This is a genomic window from Streptomyces dengpaensis (assembly GCF_002946835.1).
GTDB lineage: Bacteria > Actinomycetota > Actinomycetes > Streptomycetales > Streptomycetaceae > Streptomyces > Streptomyces dengpaensis.
This window is the reverse complement of sequence record NZ_CP026652.1, coordinates 7,755,050-7,778,823: the sequence shown is the minus strand read 5'-3', so window position 1 is coordinate 7,778,823 and position 23,774 is coordinate 7,755,050. Positions and strand designations below refer to the sequence as shown.

Genomic DNA, 23,774 nt, shown 5'->3' with positions numbered 1-23,774 from the left:
GTACGGGCAGTCGCGCCACTGTCGGCGGGCCGTGCGAGGATGGAACGCCCTCCCGGCCTCGGGAACGGAGAATGTCCACGTGGGAGCGGGTTTGGGCGAAGTGTCGGGCAGCCAGTGGCGAAAGGACCGGAGCGGGCGTGAGTGAGAATCAGAACCTCCTCGCGGAGCAGCGTCGCGCCCTGATCATCGACGAGGTGCGTCGCCGCGGTGGCGTCCGTGTGAACGAGCTGACGCGGAAGCTCGGCGTCTCCGACATGACGGTCCGCCGCGACCTCGACGCTCTCGCCCGTCAGGGCGTCCTGGAGAAGGTGCACGGCGGCGCGGTGCCGGTCGTCGAGGCGAGCACGCACGAGCCGGGGTTCGAGGCCAAGTCGGCTCTGGAGCTGACCGCCAAGGAGGACATCGCGCGCGCCGCGGCCGAGTTGGTCGCGCCGGGCTCGGCGATCGCGCTCTCGGGCGGTACGACGACGTACGCGCTGGCCCACCAGCTTCTGGACGTCCCCGACCTGACCGTGGTCACCAACTCGGTGCGCGTGGCGGACGTGTTCCACTCGGCGCAGCGCACCTCGGGTCAGCGGCAGGGCGCCGCCACGGTCGTCCTGACCGGTGGGGTGCGTACGCCCTCCGACTCCCTCGTCGGGCCCGTGGCCGACCAGGCCATCGCGGCGCTCCACTTCGATGTGCTGTTCCTCGGCGTGCACGGCATATCGGTCGAGGCGGGCCTGTCGACGCCGAACCTGGCCGAGGCCGAGACCAACCGGCGACTCGTGCAGTCCGCGCGGCGTGTCATCGTGGTCGCCGACCACACCAAGTGGGGCACGGTGGGCCTGAGTTCGTTCGCCGCGCTCGAGCAGATCGACACACTGGTCACCGATGCCGGGCTGCCCGCCGAGGCACGCGCGGAGATAGCGGAACACCTGCGGCGCCTGGTGGTCGCCGGTGAACCCGAAGACCGTACAGACATCTGACGGTCCGCCAGCTATGGTGACGCTGCCCGCGACGCACTCGACGCCGCTCGCGCAGCGGGCGCGCCCACGTCATGCCCGTCGCCGCCCGGAACTCCGATCACGCCAGGGGGTTTTGTCCATGGCACGCCGTCTGCGTCCGGTGGGACTCGACTTCGTCGAGACCGCTCCGCTGCGTCTGGTGTTCGCCCGGGAAGTGGCCGCCCCTCCGGAGGCGGTCTTCCGTGCGCTGGCCGAGGACGTGCCCGGCTGGAGCGAGTGGTTCTCGGCGGTGACGTCCGCCCGGCCTACCGCCGACGGCTCCGGGCGCGAGGTCCGGCTCAGGGGCGGCACGCGTTTCGAGGAGACGGTCCTCGTGGCCGAGGCCCCCAAGGTGTACGCGTACCGGGTGGACGTCACGAACGCGCCCGGGGCCCGCGCCCTGGTCGAGGAGTGGCGGCTCACGCCCGCCGGGACGGGCACCCGGGTGCGGTGGACCTTCGCCGCCGACGGGACGGCTTTCTTCCGAATGGCTCTCCGTCTGGGCCGGGCAGGCTTGGGCCGCGCGTTCCGCGACGCGGTGACGGCGCTGGACCGGCGACTGGCGTCGACGCACGACTGACGTCACCACCGGCGACGGTCATACGCCCGACCGGGATCAGGCCGGCGTACGCCGGACCGAGGTCACTCCGGCCAGACGCCCGTCTCCAGCAGCGACGTGATCGCCGCCGTGTAGGGCGCGATGTCCAGCCCCTGCTCGGTCAGCCACGTGTCCGAGTAGTACTTGTCGAGATAGCGGTCCCCGGGGTCGCACAGGAGCGTCACCACGCTGCCCGTACGCCCGTCCGCCACCATCTCGGCGACGATCTTCAGCGCGCTCCACAGGCCGGTGCCGGTCGAGCCGCCCGCCTTGCGGCCGATGGCCTGCTCCAGGGCACGTACGGCCGCGACGCTCGCCCCGTCCGGCACCTTCATCATCCGGTCGATGGCGCCGGGCACGAAGCTCGGCTCCATGCGCGGCCGGCCGATGCCCTCGATACGCGAGCCCCAGTCGCAGGTGACGTCCGGATCGCCGGTGGTCCAGCCCTCGAAGAAACAGGAGTTCTCCGGGTCGGCGACACAGATGCGGGTGTCGCACTGCATGTAGTGGACGTAGCGCGCGAGGGTCGCCGAGGTGCCGCCGGTGCCGGCCGTGGCGACGATCCACGCGGGTTCGGGGAAACGTTCCAACTCCAACTGGCGGAAGATGGATTCGGCGATGTTGTTGTTTCCGCGCCAGTCCGTGGCCCGTTCGGCGTAGGTGAACTGGTCCATGTAGTGGCCGCCGGTCTCGACCGCGAGGGCGGCGGACTCCTCGTACATCTTGCGCGAGTCGTCCACGAAGTGGCACTGCCCGCCGTGGAACTGGATCAGACGGCACTTCTCGGCGCTCGTCGTGCGCGGCATGACCGCGATGAAGGGGACGCCGATGAGCTTCGCGAAGTAGGCCTCGGAGACGGCTGTCGAGCCACTGGACGCCTCGATGACGGGGCAGCCGGGCCGGATCCAGCCATTGCACAGGCCGTACAGGAAAAGTGAGCGGGCCAGGCGGTGCTTGAGGCTGCCGGTGGGGTGGGTCGACTCGTCCTTGAGGTACAGATCGATGCCCCATTTCTCGGGCAGGGGGAAGCGCAGCAGATGCGTGTCGGCCGAACGGTTGGCGTCGGCCTGGACCTTGCGGACGGCTTCTTTGAGCCAGATCCGGTACTCCGCGTCGCTGTGGTCGACGTCCAGGGTGCCGAGGGGGGTGCCGGTCCGGGTCTGCTGTGGGGTGCTCACGGCGGGCTCCTTACGCATCGCGCCGACGCCGGTTCAGCTGGTCGGACGCCTCGATCATAAGCACCTTCCGCACGCTTCGGACCTGCATAAACAGACCTTTGAGCAGCTCAAAGGCACCCCGGGGGGCGGCGTTGCGAGGCGGCGGGGGCGCATCCCGGCGTGTGCTCCCGCCGGGGCGGCCACCTCGTCATGCGCACTGGTGCTCGTGGCTGCCTGCGGGCAGACTGCACCGCACGGGACGGTTTCCGTGCGGCGGCCACATCGCGCGGGGCGGCGATCGGAGCGGGTGCACACTCGATCACGGCCCGACACGGGATCACGACGGAGCACAGCCGAAGCGCACTAGGGGGCGGGACATCATGGCGGAGCCGGAGTTCACGGCCACGGGCGTGCGGATCGGGAAGAGGCTGCGCTCGCTCACCCGGGCCGGGCAGGTCCGGATCAGCGACGGCAGGCTGCAGTTGCTCACCAGTTACGGCAGCGAGATCGACAGCGCGCCGGTACAGGCGGTGCGCGCGTCGAGGCCCTGGTTCGCACACGAGGACCGGGCGTTGGCGGACGTCAATGGCACGCGTTACTCCCTCACCCTCGGCGAACACGACCCCGCGCCCGGCAAACCGGGGCCGCCCTCGGCGCGCCGGTTCATCGAGGCGGTACGCAAGGCGGCGGGGCGCAGCGGCTGAAGCGGGAGCCGCACGCCGGCTGAAGCGGGGGCCCGTGACCGAAGCGGGAGCCGCGCCGGTTCCGGACCCGCGACGGCCGAGACGGGAACCGGGCCGGTTCCGGAACCCGCGACGCCCGAGCGGGCACCACACCGCCCCGGATCCCCGACGCCCGAGGCGGGCACCACCAGCCGAGCAGCCGACGCCCCGCACGGGCAACCCCGCGACGGCTCACGCGGGCCCGCACCAGCAGAGAGTGCCGCGAGTTGCAGGACGGCACCCCCTGAGTCACTCTGGTCTCACATCACTCTGGGTTTACCGGCGATAACGCTGCGAACCAGCCCGCCGGCCACCACAGCAGGCGGCCGTTCCACTCAGCCACACTGCTGGATCCGATCTCCGTCTTCTTCTTCCGGACCTCAATTCGGGGAGTCGCAGCCGTGATCAGCCAGCCAAGCAGGCATTGCACGGTGGAGCTCCAAGCCCTGCCGTCGCGGATCGGCCAGGTCCGCAGAATCGTCTCTGCGCAGTTGCGCTACTGGCATCTGGACGCCTTGATCGACCGGGCCGCGCTCTGCGTGACCGAGCTGCTGACCAACGTCCACCGGCACGCTCAGCCCGACAAACTGTGCACCGTGGAGATCGAGCTGCTGCTCGACCGGCTCACGGTCTCGGTGCACGACCACGACCCCCGCCTTCCCGAGATACGGGACGACGTCGACCCCACCGCCACCTGCGGACGCGGCCTCGCGATGGTCGCCGCGGTGAGCGAGAGCTGGGGAGTGCGTCCCGACGGCGACGCGGGCAAGGTCGTGTGGTTCACGCTTCCGGCGCCGACGGCCGTGGTGGCGTCCGCCCGTCCGTCGTACGTCGCGGCCCGCGACACCACCCGCAGGCACGCCGTCGACGAGCGCAGGCCGGAACACGCTCCCGCCCGGTCCGCCGTTGTCGGCTGACCGGGCGGTGACCTCCGTCTCGTACAGCGGTCGACGACGGAGCTCGTTCACCACTCGACGACGGAGCCCGTACGCCCCTCAGCGGCCGTCCGTCCCCCTGTGGCTCACTCGGTGGCGATGGCGCGCAGCACGTCCAGGCGTGCCGCCCGCCGGGCCGGGCGCAGGCCCGCGAGGGCTCCGGCCGCGAGGCCCACGAGCGCCACGACGACGAGCTGTACGGGTGGGATCGCGAAGGCGAAGGTGCTGTCCGACGCGCCGTCGGAGGCCGTGACGAGCACCCAGCCGAGGAAGACGCCGAGGGTGAGGCCACCCGCCGTGCCGAAGGCGGCCACCAGCACCGACTCCCAGCGGACCATGGCGCGCAGCTGCGCCCGGGTCTGTCCGACGGCCCGCAGCAGACCCAGTTCGCGGGTGCGCTCGTGGATCGCGAGGGTGAGCGTGTTGGCGATGCCGAGCAGGGCGATGAGCACCGCGAGGGCGAGCAGCGCGTACACCAGAGTCAGCATCATGTCGATGCCACCGGCCGAGGACTGCGCGTATGCGTCGCGGGTCTGCACCTCGGGGTTGCCGTACTGTTCCGCGACCTTCTCCACCGCGGCCTTGCCGTCGGCCGTGCTCACGCCGTCCTTGAAGGAGACGGCGACGAGCGTGTCGGAGTCCTGGGTGCGGTGCGGGGCCCAGGCGGCGCGGGTGATGACGTAGTCGCCCGCGAGTTCCGACCGGCCGTAGACCGCGCGGACGGTGAAAGTCTCCTTCTTGCCGTCGGTGAAGGCGAGTTGGACCGTGTCGCCGGTCGTCAGGTGCTGCTTGTCGGCCTCCGTCTCGGTGATGGCGATGCCGTCGGTGCCCAGGTCGTCCAGCGAGCCGCGCACGTCGCCGAGGTCGAAGACCTTGCCGAGCGTGACCGGGTCCGTGACGGTCAGCGCGCGCCCCTTGCCATCGACTTCGGCGACACCGCGGCCCAGCCCGACGGCGTGCTCGACCACCGGCTGCCGCGTGATCTCGCCAGCCAGTTTCGGGCTGAGTCCGCTGCCGCCGGCGCCGAACGACGGGGTGCTGACGGCGACGTCGCCCGCGAAGGACCGGGAGACCGTCTGGTCCATGGTGGCCTTGAGCGAGGCGCCGAAGACGGTGAACAGCGAGACGACGGCGACGCCGATCATCAGGGCGCTGGCGGTGGCGGCGGTCCGCTTCGGGCTGCGCAACGCGTTGCGCCGGGCGAGTCCGCCGGTCACGCCGCGCAGTCTGTCGAGGGGACTGCCAAGGACCCGTACCGCTGTCGAGGACGCGACGGGGCCGAGGACCACGAAGGCGGCGAGGGCCAGTACGGCACCCAGGCCCGCGAGCCACAGCGACGGATTCGCGAGGACGCCGGTCAGGGTGGTCCCGACCGCCAGTGCCGCCAGAGCGCCGCCGACGACCGCGCGCGGGCGCGAGGCACCGGACTGGTCGACGGCCGTCTCGCGCAGCGCGGCCAGCGGGGCGGTGCGTCCGGCGCGTACGGCGGGCAGCAGCGCGGACCCGAGGCAGACGACGATGCCGACCGCGAGCGGGAGCAGCATGGACACGTCGCCGATCACCAAGTCGCCGTCGGGGAACGGGAATCCGATGGCCGGGAAAAGCGCCTGCAGTCCCGCCGCGATGCCGATTCCGCCCGCGAGACCCACGGCCGACGCCGCCACCGCGACGACGCTCGCCTCGACCAGGGTCGAGACCGTGACCTGCGAGGTGGATGCACCGAGCGCGCGCAACAGGGCGTTCTCGCGGGTGCGTTGAGCGACCACGATCGCGAAGGTGTTGTGGATGGAGAAGGTCGCGACGAGCAGCGCGACGCCGGAGAACACGAGGAGGAAGGTCGTGAAGATGGTCAGGAACTGGCTGGAGATCATGTCGGTGTTCTCCTGGGCCGACTCCTGGCCGGTGATGGCCTCAACTCCCTTGGGCAGCACGGGAGTCAGGTCGGAGACGAGCTGCCGCTGACTGACACCGGGGCCGGCCCGCACCCGGATGCCCGCGGCCTCGCCGGGCTGCGCGGTGAGGTACTTCTCGGCGTCGGCCTGCGTCATTCCGGTGAACGTCACCTGCGCCATGCCGTCCTCGCCGCCGAAGGTCGCGAGGCCCACGATGGTCACCTGGACGGGATCGGGTGTGCGCAGGGTCGTCGTGTCTCCGATCCTGAGGTCGCCCTGCTCGGCGGCGCCCCGGTTGACGACGACCTCGCCGGACTTCTCCGGGGCACGGCCTTCGGCGAGCTGGTACGCGTTGAGCTTCGGGTCGTCGATCCAGTTGCCCGCGAGCGTGGGCGGACCCTGGCCGCCGATGGGCTTGCCGTCGGAGCCGACGAGTTGGCCCGCTCCCTGGATGTCGGGCACGGCGGCCGCCACACCATGGGTCTGCTCGACGGTCTTCACCAGGCCGGTGTCGACGGGCGCGCGGACGCCCTCACTCTCGCCGGGCGTAGTGATGGTGTCGGCGCTGCGGACGACGGCGTCGGTGCCGCTCGTCGCGTTGCCGAACATCGAGTCGAAGCTCGCCCGCAGCGTGTCGCCCATGACCAGCGTACCGGCCAGGAAGGCGACGCCGAGGAGCACCGCCAGGAACGTACCGGCGAAGCGTCGTTTGTGGGCGCGCAGGGAGGACACGCTCAGGCGCACGGAGGCGTTCATGACGGCACCTCGAAGGCTTTCATGCGGTCCAGGACCTTGTCGGCGGTCGGGGATTCCATGCGGTCGACGAGGCGTCCGTCCGCGAGGAAGACGACTTCGTCGGCGTGTGCGGCCGCCACCGGGTCGTGCGTCACCATGACGACCGTGCGGTCCATCTGGCGCACCGCGCGGCCGAGAAGGTTCAGCACCTCCTCGCCGGAGCGGGAGTCGAGGTTGCCGGTGGGTTCGTCGGCGAAGACGACGTCGGGCTGTCCGGCGAACGCCCGTGCCACGGCGACGCGTTGCTGCTGTCCGCCGGAGAGTTCGCTCGGGCGATGGTGGAGCCGGTCACGCAGGCCGACGACGTCGACGAGCGTGTCGATCCATGCGCGCGAGCCCTTGGACCCGGCAAGGTCCAGCGGCAGGGTGATGTTCTCCGCGACGGTCAGCGTCGGGACCAGGTTGAACGCCTGGAAGACGAAGCCGATGCGGTCGCGGCGCAGCAGCGTCAGACGGCGGTCGTCGAGCGTCCCCAGCTCGGTGTCGCCGATGAACGCGGCTCCCGAGGTGAGCGTGTCCAGGCCGGCCGCGCAGTGCATCAGGGTGGACTTGCCGGAGCCCGAGGGCCCCATGATCGCGGTGAAGCGCCCGGCCGGAAAGCCGACGCTCACCCTGTCCAGGGCCCTCACGGCGGTGTCTCCGCTGCCGTACACCTTGACGGCGTCGGTGACACCCGCGGCATGACGCGTCGTGGTCGCGGTCGTCACGCCGCACCTCCCTTGCCCGTACGCCCGAACTGCTCGTCCAGGACGGAGAGCCGGCGCCAGTACTCGTCCTCGTCGATCTCTCCGGAGGCGAAGCGGCGGCCGAGCACTGCGATCGGCGAGTCGCCGGACGGGCGGGAGTCGGTCATCGCGCGCCACGGTCCGCCGCGGCCGCGCCAGACGGTGCGGCGCAGGACGGTCACGACGCCGATCACGACGGCCGCCCAGATCAGCGGGAAGAACAGGATCCACGGGCCGGGGCCGCCGCCGTCCCAGTTCGCCAGGGTTTGCATCTCGAGTCATCTCCTCGATGGGTCTTCCGGTGATGCCTCGAGACTGGCTCCGGGGAGGGGTCCGGGTCGTCGTACGGCCAGCGGCAGTGGGCGTACTTCACGGGGAGTACGCGGGCCCGTCCCGGCTGCTTCCTGGAGTTCCCGACCTCTGTACCTACTGGTGTGTACTTCTGTACCTACCAGGATGCACTTATGTACCTACCGGTAGGTACAGTGGCGTCATGAGCACCCCGGAGCGATTGATCGAGTCCACCCGCGAGCTGTTGTGGGAGCGCGGCTACGTGGGCACCAGCCCCAAGGCGATCCTGGAGCGCGCGGGCGCCGGGCAGGGCAGCATGTACCACCACTTCAAGGGCAAGGCCGATCTCGCCCTGGCGGCGATCCGGCGGACAGCCGAAGACATGCGCGCTACCGCCGAGGGAGTACTCGACGGGCCGGGAACACCGTACGAGCGCATCGAGGCCTATCTGCGGCGCGAGCGTGACGTGTTGCGCGGTTGCCCGATCGGACGGCTCACGATGGATCCGGAGGTCTTCGCGAGCGACGAGCTGCGCGCGCCCGTCGACGAGACGCTCGACTGGATCCGCGAGCGGCTGGCCGGGATCGTCGAAGAGGGCCAGGAACAGGGCCAGTTCGCGCCCTCCCTGGACGGCGAGGAGATCGCGGCGACGATCGTCGCCACCGTCCAGGGCGGTTACGTCCTCGCCCGCGCGTCCGGTTCGCCCGCCGCCTTCGACGCCGGCGTCCGGGGACTGCTCTCCCTTCTCTCGCCGCGATAGGAGTCACGTATGCACGCCCTGCAGTACGAGCTCACCTTCCCCGCCGACTACGACATGGACATCATCCGCGGCCGTGTCTCCCGCATCGGGCATCTGCTCGACGACTGGGACGGGCTCGGATTCAAGACGTATCTGATACGCGAGCGCGGGGTGGACGGCTCGCCGGTCAACCAGTACGCGCCGTTCTACCTGTGGAACGGCGCCGAGGGCATGAACCGCTTCCTCTGGGGCGGCGCGTTCCAGGGGCTCGTCAACGACTTCGGGCGCCCCGTGGTGCAGCACTGGACCGGTCTCGCGTACGAGGAGGGCGGCGCCGCCGGTTCGCCCGCCAAGGTCGCGGTGCGGCGGCGGGAGCGTGTACCGGAAGGTGTGGAGCTGTCCGAGGTGATGGAGGAGGCCGTGCGCGAGGCGGGGCGGCTGGCCGCGCTGGACGGCGCGGTCTGCGCCGCGGCGGCCGTCGATCCGCGGCACTGGGAGCTCGTGCACTTCTCGCTCTGGGACCACGACTCCCCCAAGGCACCGGGGGAGATCTTCCGCGTGCTGCACATGTCGGCGCCGGAACGGGACCGGCTGCCGCGGGGCGGGCAGTGGTGAGCACGGCGGCGGTGAGCACGCCCCCGACCGGCCTCGCGGGCACGGTCCGCACGGTCCTCGGGGACATACGCCCCGAGGACCTGGGCGTGTGCGACGCGCACGACCACCTCTTCTTCAAGAGCCCCCAACTCCCCGGCCAGGAACTGCGCGACGCGTTCGCCGCACGGGCCGAGCTGGCCGCGTTCCGCGCGCAGGGCGGCGGAGGCGTGGTGCAGTGGACGCCGTACGGCCTGGGCCGGCGCGCCGCGGACCTGCCGCCGCTCACCCGCGACACCGGCGTACACGTGGTCGCCGCGACCGGGCTGCACCAAGCGGCGCACTACACCCCGGAGTCGCTGACCGAGCTGCGCGGCAGGCTGGCCGAGGTGTTCGTGTCCGAGCTGACCACGGGCATCGGTACGTCAGGGGTGAGGGCCGGGCTGATCAAGGTCGCGGGCGGCTTCCACGCCCTCGACGCGCACGCCCGCTGGACGATGACCGCTGCGGCCGAGGCGCACCACGCCACGGGTGCGCCGATCGCCGTCCACCTGGAGCTGAGCACAGGCGCGCTGGACGTACTCGACCTTCTGTGCGGCGAGTTGGGCGTGCCGCCGCACCGGGTGATCCTGGGCCACCTCAACCGTTCACCGGACTTCGTGGTGCAGCGCGTGGCCGCCGAGGCGGGCGCGTACCTCGCCTTCGACGGGCCCTCCCGGGCGCACCACGCCACCGACTGGCGCATGCCCGACGCCGTACGCGCCCTCGCGGACGCCGGTTTCGGCCGTCGCCTGCTGCTCGGCGGCGACACGACGACCGCCGCCGCCCGCTCGGTCGACGGCGGCCCCGGGATGCCGTATCTGCTGCGGCGGGTGCGCCCGCGGCTCGAAGTCGCCCTGGGCAAGGAGCTGGTGGACCGCATCCTCACCGAGAACGCCGGGCGCGCTTTCGCGGTGGAGTGGCGCTAAGCGGTCTCGGGGAAATGAGGCACGCCCCCACGCCGCCCGGCACGCTCCCCCACTGCCTTAAGGGCGTGGGAGGTGCCCCCACTCGCCGCACCGGGCGAAGACCCCAGTACATCCAGTACGAGGGCCTTCGCCCGGCACGCCGAGAGCACGCACCGGCTGTGACAACAGCCGCTGCCGCGGCGGGCGTGGGAACGCACCCCACTTCCCCGAGACCGCTCAGGTCTTTTCGCGGAGTCCGGCCGGTGCGTGGCCCCTCAGGCCGCGGCCAGCGCCGCCAGCGGGTCGTCGAGCACCGGCTGCCACGCCAACTCGGCAGCCCCCACCAGGCTGTTGTGGTGCAGCGTGCAGGCGAGGATCGGTACGCCGCCGCTCTGCCCCCACAGGCTGCGGTCGGCCACGACGGCGCGCAGTCGCTCCGGGTCGGCGTCGAGGAGGGTGCGGTGCAGCCCGCCGAGGATGATGCGGTCCGGGTTGAGGATGTTGACGAGGCCGGCGAGTCCGAGGCCCAGCCGGTCGATCAGCTCCTCGGTGGCCGTGCGGATGGCCGGGTCGGCGTAGTGGCCGCGGATCAGGTCGTTGGCCTGCTGGAGCAGCGACACCTCGGGGCCGGGGTCACGGCCCGCGGCCGTGAGGAAGGCCAGCGGGTCCGCCTCGACGTCGAGACAGCCGCGGCTGCCGCAGTAGCAGGGGCGGCCCTCGGCGTTGACGGTGAGATGGCCGACTTCGAGGGCGAGCCCCGAACTGCCCGTGTGCAGCCGCCCGTCGAGCACCAGCGCCCCGCCGACGCCTCGGTGTCCGGTGGCCACGCACAGCAGGTCGCGGGCGCCCCGGCCCGCGCCGTGGCGGTGCTCGGCGAGGGCGGCGAGGTTGACGTCGTTGGCCGCGAACGCGGGTCCCCGGATGCCGGCCGCGCGCACCCGCTCGGCGAAGATCCGGCGCACCGGAGAGCCCGCGGGCCATGCCAGGTGCAGCGGGTTGAGGGCGAGCCCCTCGGGTTCGGCGACGGCGGACGGCACCGCGAGGCCGGCACCCACACAACGCCGCCCGGTCTGCCGCAACAGCTCGGCGCCCGCTTCGACGACCGACCCGAGCACCTTCGCCGGATCGGCGTCGACGGTCTCGCAGCCGGGCGCGGTGGCCACGATCCGGCCGCCGAGACCCACCAGCGCGGCGCGGAACCCGTCGGCGTGCACCTGCGCGGCGAGCACGACGGGCCCGTCCTCGGCGACTTCGAGGCGGTGCGAGGGCCGGCCCTGCGAACCGAGCGCGGCTCCGGGCCGTGCGTCGACCCGGATCAGTCCGAGCGCCTCTAGCTCCGCGGCCACCGCGCCCGCGGTCGCCCGGGTGACCCCCAGCTCGGCGGTGAGCACGGCACGCGTCGGCGCACGCCCGGTGTGCACGAGCTCCAGCGCCGGCCCGAGCGCTCCGCGCCCCCGGTCCAGCCGCGTCCGCGTGTTCCCTTCCCCCGCCGCCCGGGGGCCCGCCTTGCCGTTCATGAGGGGGAGTCTCCCATGATCCGCTCGTCCGGTGGCCTGTCCGGCCGACGGGAAACCTCCGCCCGGACAGGTTCGTATCGGCTAGAAGCCACTCACCCGCAACGTGACGTTCAGCCGTCCTGTCAGCCCCAACTCCGACGGCGCCGTGCCCGCGTGCACCCGCGGAACCCCGTGATACGCGAGCCGCGACGCCCCGCCGAAGACGAAGAGGTCGCCGCTGCGCAGCTCGACGTCCGTGTACGGACGCGCGCGGGACTCCGTGTTCCCGAACCGGAAGACGCAGGTGTCGCCGACGCTCAGCGACACCACCGGTGCGTCCGACTTCTCGTCGCTGTCGCGGTGCATGCCCATGCGGGCGTCGGCGTCATAGAAGTTGATCAGTGCGATGTCGTACGGGGCGGTCGCGGCGGCATCCGGGCCGAGGGCCTCGGTCACAGCGTCGCGGCCCAGGTCGGCCAGCCAGGCCGGGAAGGGTTTCACCGGGGAGCCGTCGCCGTCGACGACCGTGCGCGCGTACCCGTACGGATACCAGTGCCAGCCGAGGCAGACCTGCCGGGAGGTCATCGTGCCGCCGCCGGGGGTGCGGACCGTGCGCAGACCTGCCGGTGGGCGGGCCCAGACACGGCAGGCCTCGAGGAGCTGCCGCTGGCGGTCGGCGTCCAGCCAGTCCGGCAGGTGCACCGCGCCGGGCGCGATCTCCGTCCGGCTCCGGGGGAACAGCTCGGCGTCCATGGACATGGCTCCATCCTCGCGCACCCGGGCGTCGCGCAGCCAAGCCTCGCGCACCTGGGCCGACCGGCGCTGAGCTGCGGCTCGGCTAGCCTTGAGCCACGATGAACGACCGGATGACCACACCCTGGGGCGAGTACGCGCTCGCCCGCTTCCCCGAGGACCCGCGTGAGCGGCTGCGTGCCTGGGACGCCGCCGACACCTATCTGCTGCGGCACCTCGCGGAGAGCGAGACCCCGCTGACGGGTGCGGTCGTGATCGTCGGCGACCGGTGGGGCGCGCTCGCCACGGCGCTGTCGGCGCACCGGCCGACGCAGATCACCGACTCGTTCCTCGCGCTGGAGGCGACCCGGGCGAATCTGGCGCGGGCTGGTGCCGAGGAAGGTGCGGTACGGCTGCTGACCACGCAGGACCCGCCGCCCGACCGTATCGATGTGCTGCTCGTACGGGTGCCGAAGAGCCTGGCTCTCCTGGAGGACCAGTTGCACCGGCTGGCTCCGGGTGTGCACGAGGGGACGGTCGTCGTCGGCACCGGGATGGTCAAGGAGATCCACACCTCGACGCTGCAGCTCTTCGAACGGATCCTCGGCCCGACCCGCACCTCGCTGGCCGAGAAGAAGGCCCGGCTCATCTTCTGCACCCCGTACCCGGACATCGCACGGGACGCCAATCCGTGGCCGTACAGCTACGAGCTCGAAGACGGCATCGGGCCGGTCTCCGGCCGCACCGTCGTCAATCACGCCGGTGTCTTCTGTGCCGACCGTCTCGACATCGGCACCCGGTTCTTCCTCCAGCACCTGCCGCGCAGCCGGGGTGCCGAGCGGGTCGTGGACCTGGGATGCGGCAATGGCGTCCTCGGTACGGCGATCGCGCTGGCCAATCCGGAGGCCGAGGTGCTGTTCGTGGACGAGTCGTTCCAGGCGGTGGCCTCGGCGGAGGCGACCTACCGGGCGAACGCCGACGGGAGCGCGGAGTTCCGCGTCGGTGACGGGCTGGCGGGCGTCCCCGCCGGAAGCGTCGACCTCGTACTCAACAATCCGCCGTTCCACTCGCACCAGGCGACGACGGACACGACGGCCTGGCGGATGTTCTCGGGGGCCCGGCGCGCGCTGCGGCCGGGCGGCGAGCTGTGGGTGATCGGCAATCGCCACCTCGGCTATCATCTGAAGCTGCGCCGCCTCTTCGGCAACAGCGAACTCGTCGCCGGTGACGCGAAGTTCGTGATTCTGCGGGCCGTCAAGAAGTAACTCCGCGCAGCTCGGGCGGTGCGGGCCCTGGGGGCCGGGTGGGCGGGCCCGCCAAGGCCTCCTGAGATCATCCGCGGAGTACGCCGATGAAGCGCGCCACCATGCGCGCCATCGCCTCCCGTCCCACGCCGAGGTACTTCCGTGAGTCCACCGCTTCGGGGTGGGCGGCGAGGAACTCCCTGATGGCGCCGGTCATCGCGAGGTTCAGCGCCGTACCGACGTTGACCTTGGCGATGCCTCCCGCGACGGCCGCCGCCAGCTCGTCGTCCGGCACTCCGGAGGAGCCGTGCAGGACGAGGGGCACACCGAGCGCGGCCGTCAGGCGTTTGAGGAGGCCGTGGTCGAGGGTGGCGGTGCGCGTGGTCATCGCGTGCGAGCTGCCGATGGCGACGGCGAGGGCGTCCACGCCGGAGTCGGCCACGAAGGCGCGGGCCTCGCCGGGGTCGGTGCGGGCGCCGGGGGCGTGCGCGTCGAGCGGCGGCACGGCCGCACTCCCCCGCCCGCCCGACCCGGGCTTGCCGCCGACCTCCCCCAACTCGGCCTCGATCCACAGGCCTTGGGCATGGGCCCAGTCGGCGGCGGCGCGGGTGGCGGCGAGATTCTCCTCGTACGGCAGTCGTGCCGCGTCGTACATCACGGAGCTGAACCCGGCGCCGGGCGCCTGCCGCAGCAGTTCGTCGCTCTGGACGTGGTCGAGGTGCAACGCGACCGGCACCGAGGCGCGTTCGGCCGCCGCGGTCGCGGCGCGGGCCAGCGGGAGCAGCCGTCCGTAGCGGAACTTCACCGCGTTCTCGCTGACTTGGAGGACGACAGGCGCGTCGACGGACTCGGCTCCCGCGATGACGGCCTCGACGTGTTCCAGGGTGATGACGTTGAACGCGGCGACGGCGGTCCGCGCCCCGGTGGCCGCGAAGACCAGGTCCTCGGTTGCTGCGAGGGGCACAACTCCTCCTTCTCAGTGGATGGTTGAGCCGACTCAATGGCTCAGGATCACCGAGCGGGTGAGGTGACGCGGCTGGTCGGGGTCCAGTCCACGGACGGCGGCTACGGCGACCGCCAGCCGCTGGGCGCGGACGAGTTCGGCGAGCGGGTCGAGATCTCCGGCCACCCACAACCCGCCGGTCCCCCGCACCTGTTCGGCCAGTCCGTCCGGCGCCTCGCCGAAGATCCAGGTGGCGGTGCCCTGGGTGGTGATGCTGATGGGGCCGTGCCGGTACTCCATCGCCGGGTAGGCCTCGGTCCAGGCGAGCGAGGCCTCCCGCATTTTGAGCCCGGCCTCGTTGGCGAGCCCGACGGTCCAGCCGCGGCCGAGGAAGGTGAACTGCGCGCAGTCGACGAGCCCTTCGGGCAGCGGGGCCGTGAGCGCGCTGCGCGCGTCGGCGACGACGGCGTCGGAGTGCAGCCCGAGATGGGCCCGGAGCAGGGTGAGCGCGGTGGTCGCGAAGCGTGTCTGCACCACGGACCGCTCGTCGGCGAAGTCGAGCAGGACGAGGTCGTCCGCGGACTCCATCACGGGGGTCTTGGGGTCGGCGGTGACGGCCGTCGTCCGGGTACGCCCCCGAAGGCGCCCGAGGAGTTCGAGCACCTCGGTGGTGGTGCCGGAGCGGGTGAGGGCGACGACGCGGTCGTACGGACGCCCGTGTGGGAACTCCGACGCGGCGAAGGCGTCCGTCTCGCCCTGCCCGGCGTGTTCGCGCAGCGCGGCCGCGGCCTGGGCCATGAAGTACGAGGTCCCGCACCCCACGATCGCGACCCGCTCCCCGGCCGCGGGCAGCGCGGCACCGTGCGCGGCGGCCTGCTCGGCCGCGCGGATCCAGCACTCGGGCTGACTGCTCAGCTCGTTTTCGACATGTGTCATGCCGTAACCCTCCCAATCGTGCTTGTACATGCAAGATAGAGCGCGTTTTCAAGCACAATCAAGCATTCAAGCGCGACCGGGGTGCGTTAAAGTCGCGGAAGATCGAGGAACGGAGGGTGCGGATGTCGCGCGACGCCCGCTGGAAGGCGCTGCTGGAACTGCTCGTGGAGCGGGGCCGGTTGGACGTCGAGGAGGCCGCGGCCCAACTGGCGGTGTCGGCCGCGACGATCCGGCGCGACTTCGACCAGCTCGCCGAGCAGCAGATGCTCGTCCGCACGCGGGGCGGCGCGGTCGTCCACGGCGTCTCGTACGAACTTCCCCTGCGTTACAAGACCGCCCGCCACGCCTCCGAGAAACAGCGCATCGCCAAGGCGGTGGCCGACCTCATCGCGCCCGGCGAGGCGGTGGGCCTGACCGGCGGCACCACGACCACCGAGGTGGCCCGCGCCCTGGCTGTACGCCCCGACCTCGCGACCGGGTCCCCCGCGCTGACCGTCGTCACGAACGCGCTGAACATCGCCAACGAGCTCGCCGTTCGCCCGCAGTTCAAGATCGTGGTGACCGGCGGGGTCGCGCGCCCGCAGTCGTACGAGCTCATCGGCCCCCTGGCGGACGGTGTGCTCGGCCAGATCACCATCGATGTCGCCGTGCTCGGCGTGGTGGCCTTCGACGCCACGCACGGCGCGGCCGCCCACGACGAGGCGGAGGCCGCGATCAACCGCTTGCTGTGTGAGCGCGCCGGGCGCGTGATCGTCGCCGCCGACTCCAGCAAGCTGGGGCAGCGCGCGTTCGCCCGGATCTGCTCGGCCGAGGCGGTGGACACGCTGGTCACGGACGCGGGGGCGGGGCCGGAAACGGTCCGCGTGTTCGAGGAGGCGGGCGTGCGGGTTCTCACGTGTGACGGCTGATAACTCGGTTCACAGCCCAGCGCTTGGATTGCGGTGGTCACGGGCGGGGCGGCCGGTCATGGCCCCACATCGCCCGACGGGTGAAAACTCTGTTCGGCTTCGCGGGCTGACCGGGGGCTTCACGGTACGGCCGACTGACCGGGGGCTTCACGGTATGTCGGGATCGGCCGGGTGCTCGATGTGGTTCTCGAAGGCGGCGATGTCGGCGACCACGCGTTCGGGCTGTTCCCAGTGGACGGCATGGCCCGCACCCTCGTAGACGTGCAGGCGCGATCCATGGATGGCGTCCAGGATGATCTGCTGGTCGCCGCGCGGCAGTATGTCGTCCTGGTCGCCCCAGATGACGAGCGTGGGCACCAGGATGCCTGCCAGGGTCGCGCGGAGATCGGTCTCCATCAGACCGCGCACCGTCTCCCTCCAGACGTACGAGGGGAGTTTGAGGCTTTCGTCGATCATGGTCTCCAGGAGGCCCCTGGCGACCTGCCGGGACGCCATGACGGCCATGAAGTCCTCGACGAACTCACGGGGGACGGGGTCGGCAAAGACTTCGACGGTCTCCCGCATTTTGGTCAGCGCCGGCTTGTCCGCGAGGGTGCTGGGGACGCCGATCAGTACCAGCCCCGAGACCCGGTCCGGGTAGCCGCCCGCGACGATGCGGGCGGGCACTCCGCCGCTGGAGGCTCCGACCAGGAGGGTGTGGTCGATGTCGACGGCGTCGAGGAAGGCCACGAGGTCGGAGGCGAAGTCGTCGGGGGCGTAGCCGTCGCGAGGGCGGTCGGCGTCGCCGTGGCCACGCTGGGTGGGGGCGTAGCCGTGCAAGGACGCGGGGAGGCGTCTCAGGAGGGGCTCGAAGGACCACCACGAGTCGGCGAGACCGTGCATGAAGACGACCGGCGTGCCACTGGGGCAGCCCGCTTCGGCGTACGGGAGCGTGAGCCCTCTGCGTACCGGCGCGGACCTCAGGGAGATCACGGTCACGGCACCCTGCCTCCTTCGCTCGGCCGCCCGAGTCCAGGCACCGGGGGGAGAGACGCGAGCGGCGCTCACTTCCGACAGTACCGATCGGCGGTCCGGGCCGCGGCGTGGCGGGCTGGGCCGGGCTGGGCCGGGCTGGCGACGGCCTCGATGCCGGGGACCGCGGACATGAGGCCCGGAGACATGCGCTCGGTCGATCCCGTATGACCCGGCGCGTGGGGGGCGCAGTGTCCCTGGTGGTCTTGATCCGGTTACTGCCGGGTAGGGTTGTCGGCCGCCTGAGTCGCCGTGATCGCCGAGTTCGGTTCGCCCCTCGGTGTCGGTGGCATCGTGTCCGGGACGGGGCTGGGGATCGACGGGTGCGCGGTTGTCGCCCGTTCGCGCGTCAGGGCGTTGGTGATCGCGTGGGCCAGGAGCGGATCGGCCGGCAGCACGTGGGAGGCGAACCAGCGGGCCGCCGAAGGGTCGGGGGACGGTTCGACGAACTCCGCGCCCGCGTAGTCGTCGAGCGGGGGATCGTAGACGTACCCGGCGACCACGCCGTGTCGCACCAGCCGGTCTATGAGTGCGTCGCGGTCCTGGACCAGGAGGGGAACCCGGAAGAGGGGCAGAGGGCCGTCGTGCGCCACACGGGCGCTCAGGGCCGGGGAGGCCCAGGCGGTGCCCGACAGCAGCGAGACACCGGCCCTGCGCCGGGCAAGGTCGCCGTCGAGCCGAGCCATCCGCAGCCTCAACTGCCCGCGGACCAGGGCCCCGTGGCGGGACCGGAAGCCGTGCAGGTCGACGCGCACCCACGGCTCGTACGCGGCCAGGCTCGGCGCCTGGCGCGCACAGCCCGCGAGCCGCGGCGCGTGCAGGGCCATGCGGAAGTCGTCGCGTTCCAGCAGCCCGAGGCGCTGCATCGTCCGCCACACGGGACGCACCAGGTGGAGGGTTCGTACGGCTGAACGCGCCAGCGGCCGCAGGGTGGCGGACAGGTCGCCGCTCAGGCGGCCCGGCACCAGGAGATCGTCGCGCAGCAGCTCCAACTCCCGCCGGGTACGCGCGTCCTCGACGGCGAGGAACCCGCCGGCCATCGCCGCCACGTGCTTGGACAGGCTGAAGGCCGCCGCCTTCCCGAAGGTCCCGATCGGCTGCCCGTCCACGTGCGAGCCGATCGCGTGCGCCGCGTCCTCGAACAGGGGGATCCCCAACTGCTCGCAGCGACGCCGCAGTTCGACGATGCGGTCGGGTATCCCGTACAGATTCGTGGTCAGGACGGCGTCCACGCTCCGCCAGGTCGATTCCGGTACGGCGGCCGGGTCGATGTTGCCGTCCGCCACGGACACGGGCGCCTGTACCGGGCGCAGCCCGGCCGCGAGGACCACGAAAAGAATCACATCGTCGTTCACCGGCGACATGAGCACCCGTGCGCCCGGCCGGCACCAGCGCCGCAGTGCCAGGTACAGAGCCAGCCGCGCCGAGGGCGTGTAGACGCATTCGCGTCCGAGTCGCCGCGTCATCGTCGTAGCGAGCCGCGATCCGTACGGCATCGTCATCTCTTCCGTCGAAGGGCCGTCGAAGAGTCGTCGGAGGGACGCGGTGCCCGCGTTCCGGCCTTCCCGCATTCCCGCAGGGCGGGCCCTCGTCCGCCGCGTGGGGGAGGCCGCGAGGCGCGGTGGAGACGACGGCAACGCGGTGCGAAAGCCGGGAGTGGGGAACGCGAGCCGCCGAGTCAGGGACGCGAGAGCCAGGAGTGGGGAACCCGAGAGCCGGGAGCGCGGGACGCCTGTTCAGCGTGCGTGGGGTCCTGCCCTCTCGGAGTCCGCGCGGCCCGACGTGCGCAGCGTGCCGACCGTCTTCAGCAGCCGGTCGGCCGGTTCCCGCAGCGTGGGATGGGCCAGGACCAGGTTCCGCAGGCCGCGCACCGGTCTGCGCCACAGCCGGTGCGCCGCGGCCACCGGGTGGGGGCGGGTCGCGAAACCTTCACCCACGCGCAGCTCGCGGGTCTTGAGCCAGTCCTTGTACTCCTTGTCGCCGCGTCCCAGATCCAGCATGCTCACGCCGTGCCGGGCTGCCGCCTCGGCGATCCGCAGGTGCATCATCAGCCCCGGCGAGTAGCGGTGGAACTCGGGGTCGTACGCCGTGAACCAGGCCGCGAGCACCGTACGCGATCTCGGCCCGAAGTGCGCGGCCACCGGCCGGTCGCCGGCGTACAGCACGGACAGCACGCCGGTGAAGTGCTCTTCGCGGACCTGGAACAGGTGGTCCACCAGGTCGACGATCCACGGCCGCGCGAACCGGTCCATGCGCCCCGTCCTGCGGTACTGGGCGGACTTCCACTGCATGAGCGTGCGCAGCAACCGAGGGTCGCGCTCGTCGAAAACGAACCGCACGTCGCCCACGTCGCGCCCCAGGCGGCGTTCCTTCTTCAGCGTCGTCTTGGCCTGCCCCGGGTACGCGGCGCGCAGCCACTCCGCGTAGCCGCTGTCGCCGGGCTTCAGGTCGACCACAGGTGAGGCGAACGTCCCCGTGACGTATCTCCCGAACGGCTTCTGCTCCTCGACGAGATGGTCGAACTCGAGGATGGACAGCCCGCAGGCCCGCAACAGCTCCTGTGCGTCCCAGGTGACCCCGGGGCAGTGCACGAGGGCCTGGCAGTCGGAGAGACCGAGACCGATGGCCCGGCCGGCGCCGACGACATTGCGCTCGTACGGGAAGAAGCCGACGGGTTCCCCGTTCTCACGCAGTACCGCCACCTGTGTGCCACCGCGGTACCTGCCGATCCCGGCCGCGAACTCCGGTGCCAGGAAAGGGTTGGCGTACTCGGGCGATTCGTCCATCGCCCGGTGCCAGGCGTCTTGAATCGAGGCGCTCAGGTCGTCGGGTCTGTGGATGGTGATGTCCACTTCGGATCAACCGCCCTTCCGCAGGCTCAGCGAGGGATGTACCGGTCGCGGCGCAGGCCCGGCCCGTAAGGCGAGTTGATCAGTCTTCATGGATCGCATGGGCGACCGCTCCCCCCAGTTCCCCCCGTGACGCGCTGTCCGCGCCCCGTCCTGCCACTTCTCTGGCTGTCCGCACATCCACGCCGTGTACATGTCGTTCCGCCGTGCACATGCCGTTCCGCCGCACGCATGCCCACTCCACGGTCGACGACCGAGACTCGCACCGTTGGGCGGGGCTCAAACGTCGCGAAACAGTACGCACGTTGTCAAGGTGTCCGCCGCAACGGAAAGAGTGAGGATCGGATGGCCGAGGCGACAGTGGCCTCCACTCGCGGTCTCGCCCGGGACTCCTGGTGCGCGCGCATCCCGCCGTGAGCCTGCGCGACTCCCCTTGCCCGACCCCCTTCACCCCCCTAACCTGACGCCTCGACCGCACTCCATCCGTCACACTCGCCGCATGGAGATTACGGAGTTCGTGGAAGCCCTGGACAGGGAGGGCCAGTTGCTGGCCGCGACGGCCGAGGAGGCGGGGACCGACGCCAAGGTCGCGACCTGCCCGGGCTGGCAGGTGGGGGATCTGGTGCGGCACACCGGGATGGTGCACCGGTGGGCCACGGCGTTCGTCGCCGAGGGGCACACCTCGTACCAGCGCGACGGCGGGCTGCCGGATCTCGACGGCGATGAACTCCAGGCCTGGTTCCGGGCGGGCCACCGGCGGCTCGTCGACACGCTGGCCGACGCCTCGCCCGACGTACGGTGCTGGAGTTTTATGCCGGCGCCGTCGCCGCTCGCCTTCTGGGCGCGGCGGCAGGCGCACGAGACGACCGTGCACCGGGTCGACGCCGAGTCGGCGCTCGGCGGGGAACCGACCCCCGTGGCCACGGACTTCGCCCTGGACGGAATCGACGAGTTGCTGCGCGGGTTCCACGTACGCGCGAAGAGCAAGGTGCGGACGGAGGAGCCGCGCGTGCTGCGGGTACGGGCCACGGATGTGGACGCGGACGCGGTGTGGACCGTACGGCTGTCGCCGCAGCCGCTGGTCAGTGACCGGGATGCGGGCGGAGACGCGGACTGTGAGCTGGCCGGACCGGCCGCGCGGCTCTACCTGTCGTTGTGGAACCGGCTGCCGTTCCCGAGTGTGACGGGTGACGCCTCGCTCGCCGAGCTGTGGCGGGAGAAGTCCGCGGTCACCTGGGGCTGAGCGGGCCGGCCCCGGTCAATCGCAGGCTGCCGGGGCGGCCGGGTCGCCCGCCAGCATGCGCGTCAGCACCGCGCGCTGCACGGGCAGCACCTCGCCGTGCAGCGCGCGCCCCTTCGGCGTGAGGCAGACGCGTACGCCCCGCCGGTCCTCCTCGCACATCCCGCGCGTCACCAGACCGTCCTTCTCTAGGCGGGCGATCAGGCGGGACAGTGCGCTCTGACTCAAGTGGACGCGCTCGGAGATCTCCTGGACCCGGTAGGAGGCGCCGCCGTCCGACGCGGTGGTCTCGGCCAGTACGTCGAGCACTTCGAAGTCGCTGGCGCCGAGGCCGTGTCGGTGCAGTTCGCGGTCGAGCTCGCAGAGGGTGCGCGCATGCACCCCGAGGATGTCGCGCCACTGGTTCACGAGCCCTTGCTCGGCCTTCTTCGCCGCCATGGGCGCACGGTAGCAAAGAATCGACTTTGTTGCGCCGGAATTAAATGCGCTTGCATTGAATGCATGCGCATGTAGTGTCGGGGTCATGACCTCTCCGCTCACCCACCCCGCGGCCCAGGAACGCTGGACCCCTCGGCTGTGGGGCACCCTGCTGGTGCTCTGCGCCGCGATGTTCCTGGACGCGCTGGACGTGTCGATGGTCGGCGTCGCCCTGCCGTCCATCGGCTCCGAACTCGATCTCTCCACCTCGACGCTCCAATGGATCGTCAGCGGCTACATCCTGGGATACGGCGGACTGCTGCTCCTCGGCGGACGCACGGCCGACCTGCTCGGCCGCCGTCAGGTCTTCCTCGTGGCCCTCGGCGTCTTCGCGCTCGCCTCGCTGATCGGCGGGCTCGTCGACTCCGGCCCGCTGCTGATCGCCAGCCGCTTCATCAAGGGCCTGAGCGCGGCGTTCACCGCGCCCGCAGGCCTGTCGATCATCACCACGACCTTCGCCGAGGGCCCGCTGCGCAATCGCGCGCTCTCGATCTACACCACCTGCGCGGCCACCGGTTTCTCCATGGGTCTCGTCCTGTCCGGTCTGCTCACCGAGGCGAGCTGGCGGCTGACCATGCTGCTGCCCGCGCCCATCGCCGTCATCGCGCTGCTGGCCGGGCTGAAGCTCATCCCGCGCAGCGAGCGCGAGAAGGACCACCGCGGCTACGACATCCCGGGCGCCATCATCGGCACCGCCTCGATGCTGCTGCTCGTCTTCACCGTCGTGCAGGCGCCCGAGGTGGGCTGGGGTTCCGCCCGCACTCTGCTGTCCTTCGTCGCCGCCGCCGTGCTGCTCACCGTCTTCGTGAGCGTCGAGCGACGCAGCCCGAGCCCGCTGATCCGGCTCGGCGTCCTGCGCTCCGGCAGCCAGATCCGGGCCCAGCTCGGCGCGATGGCGTTCTTCGGCTCGTACGTCGGTTTCCAGTTCCTGGTGACGCTGTACATGCAGTCGCTGCTGGGCTGGTCGGCCCTGCACACCGCGCTCGCCTTCCTGCCGGCCGGTGCGCTGGTGGCGCTGTCCGCCACGAAGGTGGGGGCCGTGGTGGACCGGTTCGGGACCCCGCGGCTCATCCCGGTGGGCTTCGCCCTGATGGTCGCCGGGTACGCCCTCTTCCTGCGCGTCGACCTCGACCCCGTGTACGCGGCGGCCATCCTGCCGACCATGCTGCTGATCGGCGCCGCCTGCGCGCTGGTCTTCCCCTCGCTCAACATCCAGGCCACCAACGGCGTGGACGACCATGAGCAGGGCATGGTCTCGGGGCTGCTCAACACCTCGGTCCAGGTGGGCGGTGCGATCTTCCTGGCCGTAGTGACGGCGGTGGTGACCGCCAACTCCTCCGAGGGTTCCTCGCCCCAGGCCGTCCTCGACAGTTACCGGCCCGGCCTGATCGTGGTGACCGGCATCGCCCTCGTGGGCCTGCTGATCACCCTGCCCGGACTGCGGACACGGCGTCCGCGACAGTCCGTCGTCGTCGCCAAGTCCCTCCAGAAGGAGGCGGAAGCGGAACGCGTGCCGGTCCGCGACTAGTGACGTGGTTGTGAGTTGGTTCGGCACCACAT

At 71.5% G+C, this 23,774-nt stretch carries 23 protein-coding genes; 11 read left to right on the top strand and 12 right to left on the bottom strand.

Annotated features, from left to right (window positions below; all coding sequences use genetic code 11):
* Positions 1–137 precede the first annotated feature (137 nt).
* Both C4B68_RS36280 and C4B68_RS36275 read left to right on the top strand, forming a co-directional pair.
* The gene (locus C4B68_RS36280; protein WP_099503246.1) at positions 138–968 is read left to right on the top strand and encodes a DeoR/GlpR family DNA-binding transcription regulator; all 831 of its coding nucleotides are present in this window, start codon (positions 138–140) and stop codon (positions 966–968) included.
* 118 nt (positions 969–1,086) lie between these two features.
* Entirely contained in the window at positions 1,087–1,566 is a 480-nt protein-coding gene (locus C4B68_RS36275; RefSeq protein ID WP_099503248.1) for an SRPBCC family protein, read from the top strand.
* Positions 1,567–1,628: 62 nt separating this feature from the next.
* On the opposite strand, the gene C4B68_RS36270 is transcribed toward C4B68_RS36275, so the two are convergent.
* Positions 1,629–2,780: a PLP-dependent cysteine synthase family protein gene (locus C4B68_RS36270; RefSeq protein ID WP_180289307.1), complete on the bottom strand. Its 1,152-nt coding sequence runs from the start codon at positions 2,778–2,780 to the stop codon at positions 1,629–1,631.
* A gap of 341 nt (positions 2,781–3,121) precedes the next feature.
* Here C4B68_RS36270 and C4B68_RS36265 point away from each other — a divergent pair, with 341 nt between their 5' ends.
* Together C4B68_RS36265 and C4B68_RS36260 are read left to right on the top strand one after the other, a co-directional pair.
* Positions 3,122–3,445: a hypothetical protein gene (locus C4B68_RS36265; protein ID WP_099503252.1), complete on the top strand. Its 324-nt coding sequence runs from the start codon at positions 3,122–3,124 to the stop codon at positions 3,443–3,445.
* Positions 3,446–3,864: 419 nt separating this feature from the next.
* Positions 3,865–4,380 carry an ATP-binding protein gene (locus tag C4B68_RS36260; protein WP_099503254.1) on the top strand — a complete coding sequence of 172 codons (516 nt, stop codon included), beginning with the start codon at positions 3,865–3,867 and terminating at the stop codon, positions 4,378–4,380.
* A 104-nt stretch (positions 4,381–4,484) separates the two neighbouring features.
* On the opposite strand, the gene C4B68_RS36255 is transcribed toward C4B68_RS36260, so the two are convergent.
* From C4B68_RS36255 to C4B68_RS36245, 3 genes are read right to left on the bottom strand one after another with little or no spacing between them, the layout of a single operon-like run.
* Complete coding sequence (locus tag C4B68_RS36255) at positions 4,485–7,046, bottom strand: ABC transporter permease (RefSeq protein ID WP_099503256.1); 2,562 nt, start codon at positions 7,044–7,046, stop codon at positions 4,485–4,487.
* A complete protein-coding gene (locus C4B68_RS36250; RefSeq protein WP_099503257.1) occupies positions 7,043–7,792 on the bottom strand; it encodes an ABC transporter ATP-binding protein in 750 nt (249 codons plus the stop codon). Before C4B68_RS36250 ends, C4B68_RS36255 begins: the two co-directional genes overlap by 4 nt.
* Entirely contained in the window at positions 7,789–8,082 is a 294-nt protein-coding gene (locus C4B68_RS36245) for an SHOCT domain-containing protein (RefSeq protein WP_099503259.1), read from the bottom strand. Before C4B68_RS36245 ends, C4B68_RS36250 begins: the two co-directional genes overlap by 4 nt.
* A 221-nt stretch (positions 8,083–8,303) precedes the next feature.
* Here C4B68_RS36245 and C4B68_RS36240 point away from each other — a divergent pair, with 221 nt between their 5' ends.
* The 3 genes from C4B68_RS36240 to C4B68_RS36230 are packed head-to-tail and all read left to right on the top strand — an operon-like array spanning position 8,304 to position 10,399.
* The gene (locus tag C4B68_RS36240) at positions 8,304–8,861 is read left to right on the top strand and encodes a TetR/AcrR family transcriptional regulator (RefSeq protein WP_099503261.1); all 558 of its coding nucleotides are present in this window, start codon (positions 8,304–8,306) and stop codon (positions 8,859–8,861) included.
* A gap of 9 nt (positions 8,862–8,870) precedes the next feature.
* On the top strand, positions 8,871–9,455 hold the full coding sequence (locus tag C4B68_RS36235) for a DUF4865 family protein (protein WP_099503263.1): 585 nt from the start codon (positions 8,871–8,873) through the stop codon (positions 9,453–9,455).
* Between the two features lie 11 nt (positions 9,456–9,466).
* The gene (locus C4B68_RS36230; RefSeq protein WP_099503458.1) at positions 9,467–10,399 is read left to right on the top strand and encodes a phosphotriesterase family protein; all 933 of its coding nucleotides are present in this window, start codon (positions 9,467–9,469) and stop codon (positions 10,397–10,399) included.
* A 254-nt stretch (positions 10,400–10,653) separates the two neighbouring features.
* On the opposite strand, the gene C4B68_RS36225 is transcribed toward C4B68_RS36230, so the two are convergent.
* Together C4B68_RS36225 and C4B68_RS36220 are read right to left on the bottom strand one after the other, a co-directional pair.
* Positions 10,654–11,895 carry an ROK family protein gene (locus C4B68_RS36225; RefSeq protein WP_099503265.1) on the bottom strand — a complete coding sequence of 414 codons (1,242 nt, stop codon included), beginning with the start codon at positions 11,893–11,895 and terminating at the stop codon, positions 10,654–10,656.
* 81 nt (positions 11,896–11,976) lie between these two features.
* Complete coding sequence (locus tag C4B68_RS36220) at positions 11,977–12,627, bottom strand: alpha-ketoglutarate-dependent dioxygenase AlkB family protein (RefSeq protein WP_099503267.1); 651 nt, start codon at positions 12,625–12,627, stop codon at positions 11,977–11,979.
* Positions 12,628–12,740: 113 nt separating this feature from the next.
* Between C4B68_RS36220 and C4B68_RS36215 the strand changes: the two genes are divergently transcribed.
* On the top strand, positions 12,741–13,871 hold the full coding sequence (locus tag C4B68_RS36215; RefSeq protein ID WP_099503460.1) for a methyltransferase: 1,131 nt from the start codon (positions 12,741–12,743) through the stop codon (positions 13,869–13,871).
* A gap of 67 nt (positions 13,872–13,938) precedes the next feature.
* Here C4B68_RS36215 and C4B68_RS36210 read toward each other — a convergent pair whose 3' ends face one another.
* Positions 13,939–14,814, bottom strand: coding sequence for a class II fructose-bisphosphate aldolase (locus C4B68_RS36210; RefSeq protein ID WP_099503269.1), 876 nt, complete (start codon positions 14,812–14,814; stop codon positions 13,939–13,941).
* Between the two features lie 33 nt (positions 14,815–14,847).
* Positions 14,848–15,729: an SIS domain-containing protein gene (locus C4B68_RS36205; protein ID WP_099503462.1), complete on the bottom strand. Its 882-nt coding sequence runs from the start codon at positions 15,727–15,729 to the stop codon at positions 14,848–14,850.
* A gap of 122 nt (positions 15,730–15,851) precedes the next feature.
* On the opposite strand from C4B68_RS36205, the gene C4B68_RS36200 reads away from it, so the two are divergent.
* On the top strand, positions 15,852–16,637 hold the full coding sequence (locus C4B68_RS36200; RefSeq protein WP_099503271.1) for a DeoR/GlpR family DNA-binding transcription regulator: 786 nt from the start codon (positions 15,852–15,854) through the stop codon (positions 16,635–16,637).
* A 147-nt stretch (positions 16,638–16,784) separates the two neighbouring features.
* On the opposite strand, the gene C4B68_RS36195 is transcribed toward C4B68_RS36200, so the two are convergent.
* The 3 genes from C4B68_RS36195 to C4B68_RS36185 all read right to left on the bottom strand — a co-directional run bounded on the left by C4B68_RS36195 (position 16,785) and on the right by C4B68_RS36185 (position 20,500).
* Positions 16,785–17,615: an alpha/beta fold hydrolase gene (locus C4B68_RS36195; RefSeq protein ID WP_099503273.1), complete on the bottom strand. Its 831-nt coding sequence runs from the start codon at positions 17,613–17,615 to the stop codon at positions 16,785–16,787.
* A 248-nt stretch (positions 17,616–17,863) separates the two neighbouring features.
* Positions 17,864–19,150 carry a DegT/DnrJ/EryC1/StrS family aminotransferase gene (locus C4B68_RS36190; RefSeq protein WP_099503464.1) on the bottom strand — a complete coding sequence of 429 codons (1,287 nt, stop codon included), beginning with the start codon at positions 19,148–19,150 and terminating at the stop codon, positions 17,864–17,866.
* Positions 19,151–19,384: 234 nt separating this feature from the next.
* Positions 19,385–20,500 (bottom strand): GNAT family N-acetyltransferase, encoded by a 1,116-nt coding sequence (locus C4B68_RS36185; RefSeq protein WP_099503275.1) that lies wholly within the window; start codon positions 20,498–20,500, stop codon positions 19,385–19,387.
* Between the two features lie 496 nt (positions 20,501–20,996).
* Between C4B68_RS36185 and C4B68_RS36180 the strand changes: the two genes are divergently transcribed.
* Positions 20,997–21,740 carry a maleylpyruvate isomerase family mycothiol-dependent enzyme gene (locus tag C4B68_RS36180; protein ID WP_099503277.1) on the top strand — a complete coding sequence of 248 codons (744 nt, stop codon included), beginning with the start codon at positions 20,997–20,999 and terminating at the stop codon, positions 21,738–21,740.
* Positions 21,741–21,755: 15 nt separating this feature from the next.
* On the opposite strand, the gene C4B68_RS36175 is transcribed toward C4B68_RS36180, so the two are convergent.
* Complete coding sequence (locus tag C4B68_RS36175; RefSeq protein ID WP_099503278.1) at positions 21,756–22,175, bottom strand: MarR family winged helix-turn-helix transcriptional regulator; 420 nt, start codon at positions 22,173–22,175, stop codon at positions 21,756–21,758.
* Between the two features lie 85 nt (positions 22,176–22,260).
* On the opposite strand from C4B68_RS36175, the gene C4B68_RS36170 reads away from it, so the two are divergent.
* The gene (locus tag C4B68_RS36170) at positions 22,261–23,742 is read left to right on the top strand and encodes an MFS transporter (protein WP_099503280.1); all 1,482 of its coding nucleotides are present in this window, start codon (positions 22,261–22,263) and stop codon (positions 23,740–23,742) included.
* The last annotated feature ends 32 nt before the right edge of the window (positions 23,743–23,774 follow it).